The organism is Arthrobacter sp. Rue61a (assembly GCF_000294695.2).
Classification (GTDB): Bacteria; Actinomycetota; Actinomycetes; order Actinomycetales; family Micrococcaceae; genus Arthrobacter; species Arthrobacter aurescens_A.
The window spans coordinates 3,861,562-3,877,541 of record NC_018531.1 but is presented as its reverse complement, the minus strand read 5'-3'; the positions used below and the strand labels follow the sequence as shown (position 1 = coordinate 3,877,541).

13 protein-coding genes and 1 tRNA gene are annotated in these 15,980 nt (G+C 60.6%); 10 read left to right on the top strand and 4 right to left on the bottom strand.

The window, feature by feature from the left end:
• The first annotated feature begins 10 nt into the window (after positions 1 to 10).
• Both purD and ARUE_RS17595 read left to right on the top strand, forming a co-directional pair.
• The gene (purD, locus tag ARUE_RS17600; RefSeq protein WP_014922703.1) at positions 11 to 1,369 is read left to right on the top strand and encodes a phosphoribosylamine--glycine ligase; all 1,359 of its coding nucleotides are present in this window, start codon (positions 11 to 13) and stop codon (positions 1,367 to 1,369) included.
• A 2-nt stretch (positions 1,370 to 1,371) separates the two neighbouring features.
• Positions 1,372 to 2,310, top strand: coding sequence for a phosphoribosylaminoimidazolesuccinocarboxamide synthase (locus ARUE_RS17595; protein WP_014922702.1), 939 nt, complete (start codon positions 1,372 to 1,374; stop codon positions 2,308 to 2,310).
• Between the two features lie 74 nt (positions 2,311 to 2,384).
• On the opposite strand, the gene ARUE_RS17590 is transcribed toward ARUE_RS17595, so the two are convergent.
• Positions 2,385 to 3,650, bottom strand: coding sequence for a helix-turn-helix domain-containing protein (locus ARUE_RS17590; protein ID WP_011776003.1), 1,266 nt, complete (start codon positions 3,648 to 3,650; stop codon positions 2,385 to 2,387).
• 124 nt (positions 3,651 to 3,774) lie between these two features.
• Between ARUE_RS17590 and ARUE_RS17585 the strand changes: the two genes are divergently transcribed.
• Positions 3,775 to 4,005, top strand: coding sequence for a hypothetical protein (locus tag ARUE_RS17585; protein ID WP_011776002.1), 231 nt, complete (start codon positions 3,775 to 3,777; stop codon positions 4,003 to 4,005).
• 233 nt (positions 4,006 to 4,238) lie between these two features.
• On the opposite strand, the gene ARUE_RS17580 is transcribed toward ARUE_RS17585, so the two are convergent.
• The 3 genes from ARUE_RS17580 to ARUE_RS17570 all read right to left on the bottom strand — a co-directional run bounded on the left by ARUE_RS17580 (position 4,239) and on the right by ARUE_RS17570 (position 8,042).
• Positions 4,239 to 4,315, bottom strand: a tRNA-Pro gene (locus ARUE_RS17580).
• A 98-nt stretch (positions 4,316 to 4,413) separates the two neighbouring features.
• A complete protein-coding gene (locus tag ARUE_RS17575; protein WP_014922701.1) occupies positions 4,414 to 6,246 on the bottom strand; it encodes an ABC transporter ATP-binding protein in 1,833 nt (610 codons plus the stop codon).
• Positions 6,243 to 8,042 carry an ABC transporter ATP-binding protein gene (locus ARUE_RS17570; protein WP_014922700.1) on the bottom strand — a complete coding sequence of 600 codons (1,800 nt, stop codon included), beginning with the start codon at positions 8,040 to 8,042 and terminating at the stop codon, positions 6,243 to 6,245. The genes ARUE_RS17575 and ARUE_RS17570 overlap by 4 nt, the downstream gene beginning before the upstream one ends.
• Positions 8,043 to 8,270: 228 nt before the next feature.
• Between ARUE_RS17570 and ARUE_RS17565 the strand changes: the two genes are divergently transcribed.
• From ARUE_RS17565 to ARUE_RS17540, 7 genes are all read left to right on the top strand, one after another.
• Positions 8,271 to 9,221 (top strand): aldo/keto reductase, encoded by a 951-nt coding sequence (locus tag ARUE_RS17565; RefSeq protein WP_014922699.1) that lies wholly within the window; start codon positions 8,271 to 8,273, stop codon positions 9,219 to 9,221.
• Between the two features lie 102 nt (positions 9,222 to 9,323).
• Entirely contained in the window at positions 9,324 to 10,325 is a 1,002-nt protein-coding gene (locus ARUE_RS17560) for an AfsA-related hotdog domain-containing protein (RefSeq protein WP_014922698.1), read from the top strand.
• Entirely contained in the window at positions 10,318 to 10,581 is a 264-nt protein-coding gene (locus ARUE_RS17555) for a hypothetical protein (RefSeq protein WP_043470651.1), read from the top strand. Before ARUE_RS17560 ends, ARUE_RS17555 begins: the two co-directional genes overlap by 8 nt.
• Before the next feature lie 39 nt (positions 10,582 to 10,620).
• Positions 10,621 to 10,962: an HAD family hydrolase gene (locus ARUE_RS25020; protein ID WP_081589156.1), complete on the top strand. Its 342-nt coding sequence runs from the start codon at positions 10,621 to 10,623 to the stop codon at positions 10,960 to 10,962.
• Entirely contained in the window at positions 10,959 to 12,446 is a 1,488-nt protein-coding gene (locus ARUE_RS17550) for an FAD-dependent monooxygenase (protein ID WP_014922697.1), read from the top strand. Before ARUE_RS25020 ends, ARUE_RS17550 begins: the two co-directional genes overlap by 4 nt.
• 4 nt (positions 12,447 to 12,450) lie before the next feature.
• On the top strand, positions 12,451 to 13,521 hold the full coding sequence (locus ARUE_RS17545) for a 3-oxoacyl-[acyl-carrier-protein] synthase III C-terminal domain-containing protein (protein ID WP_014922696.1): 1,071 nt from the start codon (positions 12,451 to 12,453) through the stop codon (positions 13,519 to 13,521).
• A 14-nt stretch (positions 13,522 to 13,535) separates the two neighbouring features.
• Positions 13,536 to 15,878 carry an MMPL family transporter gene (locus ARUE_RS17540; RefSeq protein WP_014922695.1) on the top strand — a complete coding sequence of 781 codons (2,343 nt, stop codon included), beginning with the start codon at positions 13,536 to 13,538 and terminating at the stop codon, positions 15,876 to 15,878.
• Positions 15,879 to 15,980 lie beyond the last annotated feature (102 nt).

Sequence of the window (15,980 nt, the reverse complement as noted above, 5' to 3'; positions counted from 1 at the left end):
GGTCCGGTGAATGACACAGCTTAGGCCCCGCGCCCTTCACAAAGTACCCTTGAAGACTGTGAAGGTACTCGTCATTGGCCCAGGCGGCCGCGAACACGCCATTGTCCGCTCTCTGCTTGAAGATCCCAACGTTTCCGAGGTCCACGCGGCCCCGGGCAACGCGGGCATCAGCAAACTCGTTCCCACCCACGCGATTGACGGGAACAACCCGGAAGCCGTGTCCGCCCTCGCCACCAAGCTGGGCGTGGACCTGGTTGTCGTAGGACCCGAGGCGCCTTTGGCTGCCGGTGTGTCCGACGCGGTCCGCGAAGCCGGCATTCCCGTCTTCGGTCCCAGCAAGGAAGCCGCCCAGTTGGAGGCTTCCAAGGCGTTCGCCAAGCAGATCATGGCTGAAGCCAACGTTCCCACGGCTATGGCACGCGTTGCCACCAACGCTGACGAAGCTGCCGACGCCTTGGACACCTTTGGTGCCCCGTATGTAGTTAAGGACGATGGCCTTGCCGCAGGTAAGGGAGTGGTGGTCACCAAGGACCGAGCGGAAGCCCTGGCTCACGCCCAGGCGTGCTTCGACGCCGGTGGAACCGTGGTCATCGAGGAATTCCTTGACGGCCCAGAGGTTTCCCTGTTCGTCCTCTGCGACGGCCGCACCACCGTCCCGCTGTCCCCGGCGCAGGATTTCAAGCGCATCTTCGATAACGACGAAGGTCCCAACACCGGCGGCATGGGTGCGTACACACCGCTCGAATGGGCTCCGGAAGGCCTGGTCCAGGAAGTCATCGACCGCGTGGCCCAGCCCACCGTTGATGAGATGGCCCGCCGCGGCACCCCCTTCGTCGGCGTCCTTTACTGCGGACTTGCACTGACCTCCCGCGGCACGCGCGTCATCGAGTTCAACGTCCGCTTCGGCGATCCCGAGACCCAGGCAGTCCTGGCGCGCCTCAAGACCCCGCTCGGTGCGCTGCTGCTGGCAGCTGCCAAGGGCGAACTGGACACCGCAGAAGAGCTGCGCTGGTCCAAGAGCACGGCAGTCGCCGTCGTCGTTGCTGCCGAAAACTACCCGGACGCGCCCCGGACGGGTGACCGCATTCGTGGCCTGAAGAAGGTTGACGAGCTGGACGGTGTCCACGTGGTTCACGCCGGCACCAAGCTGGACGATGAAGGCAAGGTGGTCTCCGCCGGAGGCCGCGTCCTGGCGGTTGTGGCGCTCGGTTCCGATCTGGTGGAGGCGCGCGAGAAAGCGTACGACGGCGTTGAGCTGGTTCAGCTTGAAGGCTCACAGTTCCGTACGGATATCGGCGGCAAGGCCGCACGCGGCGAAATCCGCGTGCCGTACACGGCCACCGGTACCATCCCGAAAGTGCAGGCCTGAGCATGACTGAGGGTATCCCCACCGGCGGCTTCGAAACCGAAACGCTGGAACTTCCGGGCTGGAAGCACGTTTACTCCGGCAAGGTCCGCGACCTCTACGTCCCGGCCGATGAAGCCATCACGGAGAAGATCGGCCAGGAATGCGTGCTGGTTGTGGCCAGCGACCGCATCAGCGCTTACGATCACGTGCTGAGCAGCGAAATCCCGGACAAGGGCCGCGTCCTGACGCAGCTGAGCTTGTGGTGGTTCGACCAGCTGGATGTTGAGCACCACGTGCTGGCGTCCACTGTTGAGGGTGGCGTTCCGGAGGCCGTGGAGGGCCGGGCCATGATCTGCAAGAAGCTGGACATGTTCCCCGTGGAGTGCATCGCTCGCGGTTACCTCACCGGCTCGGGCCTGGCTGAGTACAAGGAATCCCGGACGGTGTGCAATATCCCGCTGCCGGAGGGGCTGGTTGATGGTTCGCGCTTGGAGAAGGCACTCTTCACGCCTTCCGCCAAGGCCGAGGTTGGCGAGCACGACGTCAACATCACGTATGACGACGTTGTGGCCATGGTGGGCGACGACATCGCTGCCCGCCTCAGTGAACTCACGCTGAAGATCTACACCCGCGCCGAGGAGATCGCCCGCGAACGCGGCATCATCCTGGCCGACACTAAGGTGGAGTTCGGTATCGACGCCGCCACTGGCGTGATCACGCTGGGCGACGAAGTTCTTACCCCGGACTCTTCGCGCTTCTGGGATGCGTCCACGTATGCGCCGGGCAAGACGCAGCCTTCCTACGACAAGCAGTACGTCCGTGACTGGCTGACCTCCGCCGAGTCCGGCTGGGACAAGTCCTCCGACACTCCGCCGCCTGCGTTGCCCGCCGAGGTGGTTGAGCGCACCCGCGCCCGTTATGTGGAGGCTTACGAGAAGCTCACCGGGCGCACCTTCGCCTAGTAACCCAACTGGGGGACAGCACATGCTCCACTGAACGGTCAGTGGGAGTGTGTTGTCCCCCAGTTTTGGGTTAATCAGGCTTCCGAGTGTTCTTTCGCGGCCCGACGCTCGGCGAGGCGGATTTCCAAGACCGCGTCCATGGCCTGCTGAACCCTGTCCGAGGCCCCTGCCGCGCTGAAGTCGTGCTGCGCCTCTTCCAGGAACTGAAGCGCCTCAGCGGCTTCCCCGGCTGCTTTCAAGGACTTGCCAAGCAAGAGGGAAACTTCGCCGGCGGTGTGCCGCGCCAACACCTTACGGTCGGCGTAAATCTCGCGGAGCTTCTCCACTGCTGCAGGAATATCCCCGGTCAGGTACAGCCAGCGGGCGCGGATAAAAGCGACCTCCAGCTGGTCCGTCTTGTTGCCGCCCACAATGGACAGCGCCAGTTCTGCACGCTCTATGGCGGACAACGTTTCCGGTTCCACAATCCCTGAGGACAGTCGAACCGCTGCGGACGCCTTGTTGAAGCGGGCCCACAGCTCAATGTCGTTGGCGGGGGAGAGGAGCTTGGCGGCTCGCTCGTGGTGCTTGATGCCTTCTACATAGTCGTGGCGCATGAAGGCGACGTTGCCGACCACCCACGCGACTTCGCCGGCCAGCTGCGACATGGAATGCTCGTCCATGTGCTCGATCATCGCCAGGCAATACTGCCAGGCTTCGTCCAGCTTGCCGCTTTCGGCCAGGGCTCCGATCAGCGCGCGGTGCGCACCGATGATGAGGGTGGAACCCTTGGGCAGTTGCTCGCTGAGCTTTACGGCTTGCTTGGCATGCTCGACGGCGGTGGCCAGCTGTCCTTGTCCGTGACACACCGCGGCAAGCATCTGCCAGGCGCGCACTCCCAGGCCGGCGGATTCGGTGGCCATGGGGTGTTCCAGGAGGTGCTCAACGATTTGCTGGCATTCCTTGAGTTGGCCTTGCTTCATCACGCACTCGGCCTGCATGTACGTCATATTCCACCAGGCGCTGTTGTTCTTGGCCTCGAGGGCAATCTGCGCGGCGGTGGCGGCGTGGCTGGCGGCCAGTTGATAGTCGCGAAGGTCCCAGGCCTGCCGGGCATAGAGTCCGGCGAGGACGTACTCGGCATCACTGACGGAGACTGGTTGGCTCCACGCTTCAAGTGCTTTGGGCGCCAGCTCCAGCCTGCGGGCCAGCTCCTCGATGACCTCGGCCGTAGGCTCGCGGCGACCGGTCTCCAGCAGCGAAATATAGCTCGGTGAATACAGGTTCTTGCCTAGCTCTGCCTGCGTCAACCCACGTTCGAGCCGTTCGGCACGTAGCTTCTCGCCGAATCCGTTTCCCACGGGTCCCTCCTACAGGTGTCTTTTGACCAAAACCTTGACAGTCTCTGTGGAAAACATTTTACAATGTATGTCAACAGGGACCGTGCAATTTCCGTAACGAATCCGACTCGCATTGGGGTACAACATGTTCAAGAAAATCATCGCGTCAGTGGCCGTGGCGGGCGCACTGACGTTCGCGGTTGCGGCTCCCGGGGTAGTCTCTGCTGCTCCCGCGGCAGATTCCAGCACAGTAAGCGCCATCGGTAACTGGCCGGACCCCATGCGGTCCACCACCACGGTGCCCAAGAAGGACAAGGCCGAGACCGAACCGACATTCAGCACGATGTCCATCGGCAACTGGCCCGACCCTATGTAAAACAATTGTAGTAAAAGAAACCCCGGAGTGTGACGAACCCAGCTCCGGGGTTTCTTTTTGCCTTTTTTGTGATGTGTATTGGCGACACCCGAATTCGCTCAGGAACCTCAAGTGGGGTGGCGCTGCCCGGATGTGAGTCGCGCGCGGGGATGCGTTGCGCGTGTCTTGAGGTGGCGCGGGGGTGGTTCGGGCAAACAAAAATGGCGCCGATTTCTCGACGCCATTCTCGTGTTTGGTCGGGATGACAGGATTTGAACCTGCGACCTCTTCGTCCCGAACGAAGCGCGCTACCAAGCTGCGCTACATCCCGATCCGCTGCGAAAGCAACTGTTCAAGAATAGCCGAAACGTCCCGTGATGCGAAATCGAGGGGGTGGTGTCGCTCCTCACAGCTGCCACGGAGCCGGAGCTACACCAACGAGTCCCGCCACGCACCGTGCAGCTGGGCAAACCGTCCGCCACCGCTGATCAACTCGGCCGGCGTCCCATCCTCCACAATGCGTCCGTCGTGGACCACCAGCACCCTGTCAGCCGTCTCCACAGTGGAGAGGCGGTGGGCGATGATGATCGCCGTACGGGCGGAGCTGCCGCCCACGACTCCCTCCAACAGATGCGCGAGGCCCTGCTGGACCATGCGCTCAGAAGGAATGTCCAAGGAGGACGTTGCTTCGTCGAGGATCAGCACGGCTGGTGCGGCCAGGAAAGCGCGGGCGAAACCGATGAGTTGGCGCTGCCCGGAGGACACTCGTCCACCACGTTTGTTGACGTCTGTGTCGTAACCTTCGGGGAGGCTCGTGATGAACTCGTGGGCACCCACTGCTGCAGCGGCAGCCTCAATCTCGGACCGTGACGCCTCAGGCCGACCCAGTGCAATGTTGTCCGCCACTGAGCCGCTGAACAGGAACGCTTCCTGCGTCACCATCACCACTGCACGGCGGAGGTCTGTGGTGGACAGGTCCCTGAGATCCACACCGTCAAGGGTGATGGCCCCGGAGGTGACATCGTAGAAGCGGGCCACGAGCTTGGCCAGCGTGGACTTGCCCGCTCCCGTCTGGCCAACCAGTGCAACGGTCTGACCGGCAGGGATGTGCAGGTCCAGTGTGGGAACAACAACTTTGCCATCGCTGTAGCCGAACGTCACGCCCTTGAAATCGATTTGGCCGCGCGAACTTTTCAGCGGTACCGGGTTCTTGGGCGGACGGACTGTGGGCACCTCTTCGAGGAGACCGGATACCTTCTCCAGCGCTGCCTGGGCGCTCTGGAAGGAGTTGTAGAACATGGCCATTTGGTCCACCGGCTGGAAGAAGCGCTTAGTGGAGAGGATCAGTGCCAGCAGGACACCGACAGCCAGGTCCCCACTCAACACGCGGAAGCCGCCAAACAGCAGGACCACGGCCACACAGACATTGCCGATCAGCACCAAGCCCGGCTGGAAAATGCCGTTCAGGTTGATGGAGCGGACGGTGTTCTTGCGGTAGTCCTCAGCCAACTCGCCGTACCGGGATGCATTCTCGCGTTCCTTGCGGAAAGCCTTCACAGCGCGGATGCCGGTCATGGTCTCCACGAAGTGCACGATCAGTCGTGCCGACACAACACGCGACTCACGGAACGCGATCTGCGAATGCTTCTGGTACCAGCGGGCGAGGAAGAACATGGGCACGCCGGCCGCGAGGACTATCAGTCCGCTTTGCCAATCCAGGGCAAAAACAGTCACAGCGGTGAACACCATGAACAGCATGCCGGAGGCCAAGGAGCTGACCCCGGAATCCAGGAGTTCACGCAACGCCTCAAGGTCCGAGGTTTGCCGGGCGATGATGCGGCCCGAGGTGTACTTCTCGTGGAACTCGAGGCTCAACCGCTGGGTGTGCCGGAAAACCCGCAGGCGCAAATCCAGAAGCATGGCCTGGCTGAGCCGCGCGGTAGAGGTCACGTAGAGCGCCGTCATTCCCGCGGTTGCGATTGCCGCAGCCAAGTACAGGGCGCCCGCAAGCACCAGAGGCCCGTTGTCCCCTGCCTGCAGTGCGGGGAGGGCGTTGTCGATGCCAAAGGCGATGAGCGCCGGCCCGGCTACCCGGGTGAGTTGGGAGATCACCACCATCACGATCGTCAGCCAGAAACGCAAGCGCACCGGGCGGATGAGTGAGGCAAGCAAGGTGAGCGACCGGCGTCGTACGGCTTTGCTGTCCGCTTTGGTGAGGTGCGTGTTGTCCTCGTTGGCCGTGCCAAAAGTTGTGGCGCTCATCGGCGGGCCTCCTCAGCTTCTTCGAGCTCGTCCAGTTCGGTGTCCAGGTCCTTCGGGCCTGCGTCCAGGCTGGCGATGACATAGCGGTAGTGGTCGTTCTCGGCCAACAGTTCCGTATGGGTTCCGACGGCGGTAATGGTTCCGTTTTCGAGCAAGGCCACCCGGTCCGCCAAGGCCACGGTGGAGGGGCGGTGCGCAACGATGAGAGTGGTGGTCTCGCGGAGGACCTCGCGCAAACGGGCTTCCACGCGTTCTTCCGTGTTCACGTCGAGGGCGGACAAAGGATCGTCAAGGACCAACACCTTGGGCTTGGCGGCGATGGCTCGGGCCAAGGCAATCCGCTGCCTTTGGCCACCCGAAAGACTCAGTCCTTCCTCGCCGATCAAGGTGTCCACGCCGTCCGGCAACGAGTAGGCGAACTGTGCCTGTGCCACATCCAGGGCTTCATCCAGGGCTGCATCGCTGGGATTCGGGGCGCCCAGGAGGACGTTGTCCCGCACCGAACTGGAGAACAGCGTGGTGTCTTCGAACGCCACGGCCACGATCTTTCGTAGCTCGTCAATGTCGTAGTCGCGGACATCCACGCCGTCGATCGTCACTGCACCCTCAGTCACGTCATACAGCCGGGGGACCAGCTGGAGCAGGGCGCTCTTACCGCTACCCGTAATGCCCACCAGTGCCATGGTCTCGCCGGGGCGGATATCCAAGGTGACGTCGTGCAGGAGGGTACCGCCGTCGTCGAACCCGAAACCTGCGTGCTCAAAGCGCAAGGCGCCCTTAACGGTTTCGGGAACCGTGGCCTGGTCCGGGGAGGTGATGGTGTTTTCCGTGTCCATCACCTCGAAGTGGCGGTCCAGCGCGGTCTTGGCGGTCAGTGCCATGGCCAGCAGCATGCCCGAGAACTCCACAGGAGTGGCCACCACCGCGGCTGTGGCAAAGAACGCCACCAGCGCGCCGATGCTCAGTTGTCCGTTAGCCACAAGCATGATGCCCACCACCAGGCCGACGCCCAGCGCCAGCTCCGGCAGCAAGGTGACCACCAGCGTGAACCCGGCTTGCTGCTTGGCCTTGGCGATCTCGGTCTGGCGAAGTTCTTCAGCCTGGCCGTTGAAGTTCTCAAGGGCTTCGCGGCTCCGCCCAAAAGCTTTCAGGACGCGGATGCCGTGGACGGATTCCTCCACAGTGGTAGCGAGATCGCCCGCTTGGTCCTGGCTGAGGCGGGTGACCAAACTGAAGCGGCGGCGGAAGCGGAAAGAGTTGATCATGATCGGCACGGCCGCTGCAAGGAAGATCAGTGCCAGCTGCCAGCTCATGGAGAACATGACGCCGACGCCGATGATCACCGTCAGGGTGGTGACCACCAACATGATGGCGCCGAACGCCATCCAGCGGCGTAGGAAGCTCAGGTCCGTCATGGCGCGGGACAGCAGCTGGCCGGAACCCCAGCGGTCGTGGAACGCGACCGTCAGTTGTTGCAGGTGGCCGTACAGGCTCACGCGCATCCGGGTTTCCACCGTGGTGGCGGGGTTGATGACGAACTGCCGGCGCAAGGCCACCAGCCCGGCTTCGGCGATCCCCAAGGCAAGAATCACGACGGCGGCAATCCAGACTGCGTCCGTGGAACCGCCGGGCTGCAAGGAGTTGTTGACAAGGACCCGCAGGACCTGCGGGATGGTCAGCGCGACGATGCTCGCCAGCAGGGCGCAGATGAGCCCCATGAATAGTCGGGGGAGGATGGGCCGCACGTGAGGGTACAGGCGGCCGACGGAGGTGAAAAATGACGTTTGCTTGGACATGCCCGCTTCTCAACAGCTGGATCTTCAGATGGTGCGGAGGTAGTTTCCCGTAGCAACTACCCTATGCCATGGCGTGATTCGTTTCACAGGACCGCGCAATGAAGGTGAAATGTTTGACCCAGTTATTAGGGATCGTAATGATGCCTGCGGTTCAGTTGCGAGGCGACAATTCGAGATAGGCGTACCTTGGCACTGTCGTATGACAGTGCTCTGTGTTAGCTTCGTACTATGTTGTTAAATCGTAGTTTGCCAGTCCGCCATCTGGGTTCCCTGGAGGTCAGCGCTGCGGGCGCCGGGTGTATGCCGCTCACCATGAGCTATGGAGCAAGCCATCGGGGCGCCGCTGGCCCCGTCATTCAGGCAGCCCTTGATTCGGGGATCACTCACTTTGACACCGCAGATATGTACGGCTCCGGAGCAAATGAGCGCATTGTGGGCGCGGCTCTGGGGCGTCGCCGCAACGAAGTCACTTTGGCGACGAAGGTGGGGATCAAGTCAGCTGCGGGGATTCCCTATGGTGTAGATGGCCGTCCGTCCTACATTCGAAAGGCTGTCGAGCGAAGTCTCCGTAGACTCCGGACTGACCGCATCGACCTCTATTACCTGCATCGCGTGGACCCAAGAGTCCCCATCGAGGATAGCGTTGGTGCGCTAGCGGAGCTGGTGCACAGGGGTCTGGTGCGCGAGGTTGGCGTAAGCGAAGTCAACGGTTCACAGTTACGACGCGCTCACGCAGTGCACCCAATTGCGGCGGCGCAAATGGAGTGGTCCCTATTTGAGCGAAATCTTGAGGCGGATCTGCTACCGGTAGCGCGGGAGCTGCGGATATCGATTGTCGCATACGCCCCCCTTGGTCGAGGAATGCTTGCCGCCTCGTCGTCCCGCCCTCAACAGCTGGCGGCTTTCGATATTCGGCGAACCCTTGGCCGGTGGCAAGGAGAGAGCCTTTCGCGTCACCTCGCCGCCATGGATGAGCTTAGCGGGTTGGCTAAAAGCAGCGGGGCGACCACGGGGCAACTTGCTCTTGCATGGCTTTTGCATCAAGGGCTCGACGTGGTTCCCATCCCCGGAACCACGAAGCCTGCCCATGTGAAAGAGAATGTCGCAGCCCTGGACCTGAGTCTCGATGTTGCGCTTGTTCGGCGCGTCGCCGAGATTGCAGCGAACGCTGCCAGGTGAGGAGGTTATCCACAGGGCGCATAGCAGAGTTCTGTTTTAAACCAGATTGCTGTGTTAGCGTCATTCTCTCCTGTTCATCAATCATGAGGAGCTGCTTTGTTTATGGCTAAGCCAGTTCAGTCCCCGCCGGATCGTTTGCGTCGGCACGTCGCCGTCTCTAAGGAGGAGGCGACGCTTCAGTTCGATCGGACGGTTAGCCGTGATCTTGTGCACCGGAGAGCGATAGCCGAGGTGTTCGTCACCGATTCGGCCCCCGGTCCTCCCGGTAGAACTTTTGTGGGGGTGCAGATTCCTAGGGGGCATCGCATGAATCGGGGGAGTGGACGGGCAGCGGCTGTTTTGGTGCTCGAGGCACTAAGACAGGCCAGCATCTATGTCGCGCACACGGAGCTGTCTGTACCGGCGGATATGGTGTTCGTGTTCAGCCGGATGGACTTGCGCTTCGCGGATGCGGCCAGTCTCGACTTCCAGGGAAATCAGCTGAGCTCGATGATTGATCTATCTGCGGAGCTGGAGTCGCTTCCGAACGGTCGACCGAGGCGAATGGTTTTTGCCGCGCGCTTGATCGTGGATGATCAGATCCTCGTCGAAGCGGATGGTGATGTGTCGCTCGTCACTAAGGAGGCTTGGCCATTGCTGCGGGCTCGTGCCGGCGCTGAACTGACAGATGCGGATGAGCCTCCTTCGGCGTTACCAATCAGCGAATCCTCCATCGCCGATGTGATTCGGAGCCCTGAGGATGCCGGTGGCCATCGCTTTGAGGCGCGAGTCCTTGTGGACGATCAGCATCCCTTCTACTTCGATCACCCGCTGGATCACATTCCCGCCGCGCTCCAGGTCGATGCCCTCGACGAACTGTGCATCCACGTCCTCTCCAGGAGAGCCACCTCATGCGAAATGTTCACTCTGAGGAGTCTCCGTATGGACTTCAGGGGATTCGCCGAACTCTCAAGCCCAGCTTTCGCGAGCGTTCGTATCGAGGACCCGTCGGGTACCTCGGGAGGGGACGCAACCACCCTTATTGCTGAAATCCGACAGGGAAAGAGTGTGGTCACTATGGCCACCCTCGAATACGCCCTGGAGCAGGTGTCGGTCGATGCCTAGTCAAATACCCGAGTCCATCCACACGATCGTCTATGACTTCGGCGGTGTAGTAACAGCGCCTTTGATTACGGGAATTCTCAGCCTCTCCCAGCGCATTGACCGAGAAGTCGAATCCATTGTCGCCTCGATGTCAGCCCCCATCGAACGCGGCAGTCTGGGGCCACTCGCAGCACTTGAGGCGGGAGACTTGACCGAAACGGAGGCCGTCTCGATCTTCTGTAAGCGTCTTGAGCTAACTCCGCGAGACCTCCACTGAGACGAAACGTTCGGCGAAGTTTGGCTTCGTACTTTAGGGATCGATCAGGCGACACTTACGCAGGCTCAAGCGCTAAAGCGGGCGGGATACAGAACCGGACTCGCGACCAATAACGTGAATGAATGGCGGTCGATCTGGCTCGGATTGATCGACCCTCACCTGTTCGACTTTATTGTTGATTCTTCGGAGGTTCGCCTCAGAAAGCCGACGATGGAGTTTTACCTCGAGCTTGCCCGTCGCGTAAACGGCACACAGGGGGTGCTCGTCCTCGACGATGAACCAGTAAATATCCAGACCGCCGATCGAGCAGGCTTTGGGACATTACTCTGGGGTCCCGACTCAACCAGGTCCCGGCGCGACCTCGAACGCCTTCTGCCGTGACAGCGGAGACAGTCCCGGACGAAGTCGAGGTAATGGTCGTCGGGGCCGGGCCCACGGGCCTCACGGCAGCGATCGAACTCGCGGGCCGTGGGATATCCGTCTGCGTCATCGACAGTCTCGCCGCGCCTAGAACAGAGAGTCGCGCACTCGCAGTCTGGCCACGGACCCGCGATGTCCTCACTAGCCTGCAGGTGCTAGACGACGTACAGCAGGACTCCGACCTGTTCCTGGATCAAGTAGCCTATGAGTTGGGTGATGCGCGAAGTGTTTCCATCAAGCTCCCGACCGATACCATGGCGCAGATTCTGCCCCAGCCGGTCCTTGAGCAAGCTCTCATCGAACGACTTGGGGATCTAGCGGTTTCCGTACATTGGGGTACCCGGCTTGTTGACGTTGTGCAACACCCGGACGGCGTCAGTGTGACCATGTCCAGCCCAGGGCAGAACGAACACGAGGCGTGCGTCAAGTTCATCATCGGCGCCGACGGCGCGTCCAGCAGCGTTCGCTCCCTGCTGGGCATCTCCTATGTAGGACACACGATCCCGGCGTCCTTCCATCTCGCCGACTGCACCCTACAGGGGTTTCCGAACGACAACGTTTTTCGCAATTTCGTGTCCCAGGCAGGATATGTCGCAATCTGCCCGCTTCCGGACGGAGGGCATCGAATCTTTGCGCGCAGCGAGCACACCGACAGTCGGACGGAGATGTCACCCGCCGAGATGCTGAAACGTGCAGGGCTCTCCTCGGTGGGAGTCAGATCCACGGAATGGACGAGCGACTTCAGGATTCACGAACGAGTCAGTGAGACGTTTCGCCAGGGCAATGTGTTCCTCGCCGGGGACGCCGCGCATACCCACAGCCCCGCTGGCGGACAGGGTATCCAGACCGGAATCGGGGACGCCCACAACCTCTCATGGAAGTTGAGCGCCGTCCTGCGCGGCATTGCTCTTCCGTCACTCCTGGACAGCTACGAGACCGAGCGCCGCCCAGTGGCCCAAGCCGTCATCGATCGCTCATCAGTTCAAGCCAAACTCTGGGACACGTCCACGCCATGGAAACGAAGGCGCAATTCGTTCGCCTTTCGGGCCGCAAACCAGCTAGGGGTAGTCCGCGCGCGATTAATTCCTGCGCTGCTTGGATACGCGGACGCCTATCCGCCCTCACCAGCTCAATCATCCCGATCCAAGCAGTTCCTACACCAACGGCACCGGAGTCCAGCGTTCAAGACAAATCTCCAGCTCGTTGCGGAAGGTTCCTGGTCCCCTGAGGAAATTGCCGAAATTGGGCGACTTCAGGCACGCCACGAACTGCTTGGTGACAACGTCATGCAGATATCGGACCCAGTTCCCCGAACGCGACGGGGAATTGTCTGTGTCCGCCCTGATGGATATGCCGCATTCCGCGTCGGGGACCTTGTCAACCTCGAACGCGGCCTCGACCAGATCATCCGATCCTGGGCCAACCCACGACTTCTCAGGGGATAAATTTATGAAAACACCTTCAATAAACATCTGCGCAGGGGCTGTTGTGTATCCGCCCGTGGAAACAACACAACTAACGGAATACGCCGGCGGACCAACGACGGCTACGATTCCAACTGCTCATTTCGCTGGAGCCCCACTTCTGGCGGTCGCCGCGGCCCGAGAGGCACTTGAACGTGGCGGCATCGGATCAGAAGATATCGTTTGCAATGCGCATGCGTGGGTGAACTATCAGGGACACGATCTCTGGTCGCCCCAGCACTTCATCGCGCAGGAAATAGGTGCGGTGCATTCCCGTTCTTCGGGGGTTTTCGATGTGTGCAATGGCGGAGAATCCGCCATCGAACTCGTGGCCATGCGCTTACTAGGGTCTTCTGACGTGAGGCCCCATGATGTCGCTCTCACTACGACTGCCGACTTGTTCCGGGAACCGGCGTTCAACCGGTTTTCCTCCGACTTGGGCGTCTGGTACGGCGATTCCGGCAGTGCCTTGGTGCTTGGCTTGGAGAGAGACATGGAGGATCAGGCCGTTCAGCTGTTATCAGCCCGAAGCACGTCAATGCCAATCGCTGAAGCGATGCACCGCACCCGTGAAGGTTTCTTTGATTACGCTGCAGGGAGTGATCGTTCCATCGATGTGCGAGCCACTAAGGCTCAATTCCTCGCGGAAGGCGGCGGTGCGAGCTTCTTGACGTCAATGGGCGGTGGCGTTCGATCGGTCGTATTGGGTTCACTTAGCGATGCCGGAATCAGCCCGCACGACCCAAGGGTGAAACACCTCTTGCTGCCGCGTATCGACCAGTCGACGATCGACAGGGTCTACTTGCCGCCTCTCCACGGGGTGACATCTGCTGCATACAGGTCGCTCCCGCGGAACAAGTACGGGCACCTCGGCGCTGGTGACACACCGGTGAACATCGTTGAGTTTGTTCAGGGTGGCGATTATGACGCCGGCGACATCGCCTTGTTCGTATGTGCGGGCGCAGGGTTCACCGTCTCATGCCTCTGCGTGAGGCTTCCAGATCCGTCCTTAGTGGCGCGGTCATTCGCGACTGTGAACGACTTCATCCCAGCATAAGGACCAGGAGCCAAATGAACATTGATATGTCCAACAAAACACTGAACACAGTCGTCGTCCGCAGAGGGCTTGGCCGGCTGGGGGCAACGCTTATCGCTTCGTTCTGGGTAGCGCTGACTATCGTTGGCGCCCTTGGCGCTTCCGACATCGAGAAAACGCTCGGAGACGTCGGATGGGCGCCCAAAGGCGCTCAGTCTGAACTCGTCGCAAACGGACTCAAAGATGGATTTGTGGGCACCGGTCTAACGTCACTAACTGCTGTGGTGACAGATCAGAAGCACAGTTCGCAGGAACCGGAGTTCGAACGGCGAGCTGCTGAGGTTGCCTCGTTCATCGGCGCCAATCTTAACCTCGAAGTCACTTCTCATATCGGCTATGCAAGCGCGGGGAATAGTCGCGACGAGTTCGTGAGCAAGGACGGACACACTTCGCTAGTGCAACTGGGCTCGTCTCTGGACGCCGACACTATGGCTGACAGAGTGCTCGGAGCTCAGAGCAAGCTTGACGAACGGTTCGAGAATCAGGGCCTCACCGTGCAACTCGTCGGAACGCAAGCGTTTCTAACCGAGATGAGTACAGCAAGCATGGCCGGTCTTGGTCAAGCCGAGATGCTTGCATTCCCACTTATTGTTATCGTCCTGCTATTGCTTTACCGAAGTGTCGCCGCAACTCTGACATCGCTGGTTGCCACCGGCACAACGATTATGCTCACCCTCGGCATCGTCAACTGGGTCGGAACTCATTGGTTCGACATGTCGGAGTTCACGCTGAACTCTGTCACGATGCTCGGATTGGGGATCTGTGTCGACTACACACTCTTCATCGTTCGACGATTCCAAACCGAACTTCAGTCCGGCCAGTCTGTTGACGCTGCCCTTAAGACGACGATGCGAACTTCCGGGGAAGCCGTGCTCGCGTCCGGCGTCACTGTAGCTCTGGCGATGTCGGCGCTGTTCCTGATTGACTCCGCCGTGATCCGTTCCATTGCGACCGGGGTGGTTGTAGTGGTCATAATGTCCATGCTCGCGGCTACCATACTGACACCTGCTCTGCTACGGCTGCTTGGTACGAAGATCAACTGGGGCAAGATCCGCTTTCCTCGACGGAAGATCCGTGCAATTTCCACACGAGCAAACTTCGCGACTCGCCTAGCCATGCGCCGACCATGGCTGGTTGTTGTTGGATCGGTGGCTATCCTGGGTGCACTCATTATCCCAGCAGCGCACATCGCGGTGGGCAGCGCAGACGCATCGGTCGCTCGGTCGGACGCTCCCGTTCGTGTTGGGTTCGAACGCATTGCGGACAAGTTCTCTGTTGGAGCTACCGCTCCGATACAGGTCCTAGTCGACGCTGAAGGGGTCGGAGTCTCACATCTCCAGATGGCACAGATAAGCAATTTGGTGACCAAGATTGACTCAAGCAACCATGTCGAATCGGTGCGGGAGCCACTTTCAGTGTTCTCCGCACTCAATCCAGATAACCCGCTGGCGGCCACGACCGAATCGTCGTTGGCAGCGTTGCCTGAGCGCGAACGTCAGGCCCTGGGCACAATGCTGTCCTCGGACGGTGAGCGCATGCTCATTACAGTTTTGCCCGATGGGGCAGCAACCAGCGAACAAGCCCGGCAGGCTCTCTTCGACGTCCGGAGTGCAGTATCGGAGAACAAGATCGATGGCGCTAGCGTGAATGTCGGAGGTGAGACGCAAATGAATGAGGAGGCAACGGAAGTCATTGCCGAATCGCTGCCCGTTGTGGTCGCGATCATGCTCGCGATCATTCTCCTCATCATGGCCATAGCATTCCGGTCGATCCTGATTCCCCTCCTGACCGTCGGGCTGAACATCCTAAGCGTCGGTGCCACCTTCGGAATTCTGGTGATTATCTTCCAGAACGGTATTGGCACAAGCATGCTTGGCTTCACTCACCTAGGCCACCTCATTAACTGGGTGCCTGTGCTGCTGATTGCCCTTCTCGTTAGCCTTGCAACGGACTACCAAGTGTTTATTTTGACGCGAATCCGTGAGTACGTAAGGACCCCGGGGACAAGCATTCGTGACGCAGTATCGTTGGGTTTGCGTGACACGGGTCCTCTCATCACCGGCGCCGCTATGCTCATGGTGGTCGTGTTCGGGGCCTTCGCGTTTACCGGAGTGGTCCCCATCCAGCAATTTGGATTCGGCCTGGCAGTCGGAGTCGCAATCGACGCGACCATCGTTCGTATGTTGCTCGTTCCGGCATGTTTGTCTTTGTTGGGCAAGGCCGCGTGGTGGCCGGGGAATCGACGAACAGATGGTGACGAGCTGGGGTTGGAAACCAATACCGCACATATGACTGAGAGGTCTCATGTGGGACAGTAGAGTGTGATGCTCCGCGCTTGGAGCCTCGCGTAAAGCGGGGCACCAAGCGTAGGAGCTCACACCAGAAGGCTCCGAGCATTGGGGTCAATAGACTCAAAGAGG

What these genes read in the sequence shown, in the direction of transcription:
- purD (WP_014922703.1), top strand. Translation starts at nt 11, where the DNA reads ATGACACAGCTTAGGCCCCGCGCCCTTCACAAAGTACCCTTGAAGACT.
- ARUE_RS17595 (WP_014922702.1), top strand. Translation starts at nt 1,372, where the DNA reads ATGACTGAGGGTATCCCCACCGGCGGCTTCGAAACCGAAACGCTGGAA.
- ARUE_RS17585 (WP_011776002.1), top strand. Translation starts at nt 3,775, where the DNA reads ATGTTCAAGAAAATCATCGCGTCAGTGGCCGTGGCGGGCGCACTGACG.
- ARUE_RS17575 (WP_014922701.1), bottom strand. Translation starts at nt 6,246, where the DNA reads ATGAGCGCCACAACTTTTGGCACGGCCAACGAGGACAACACGCACCTC.
- ARUE_RS17570 (WP_014922700.1), bottom strand. Translation starts at nt 8,042, where the DNA reads ATGTCCAAGCAAACGTCATTTTTCACCTCCGTCGGCCGCCTGTACCCT.
- ARUE_RS17565 (WP_014922699.1), top strand. Translation starts at nt 8,271, where the DNA reads ATGTTGTTAAATCGTAGTTTGCCAGTCCGCCATCTGGGTTCCCTGGAG.
- ARUE_RS17560 (WP_014922698.1), top strand. Translation starts at nt 9,324, where the DNA reads ATGGCTAAGCCAGTTCAGTCCCCGCCGGATCGTTTGCGTCGGCACGTC.
- ARUE_RS17555 (WP_043470651.1), top strand. Translation starts at nt 10,318, where the DNA reads ATGCCTAGTCAAATACCCGAGTCCATCCACACGATCGTCTATGACTTC.
- ARUE_RS17545 (WP_014922696.1), top strand. Translation starts at nt 12,451, where the DNA reads ATGAAAACACCTTCAATAAACATCTGCGCAGGGGCTGTTGTGTATCCG.
- ARUE_RS17540 (WP_014922695.1), top strand. Translation starts at nt 13,536, where the DNA reads ATGAACATTGATATGTCCAACAAAACACTGAACACAGTCGTCGTCCGC.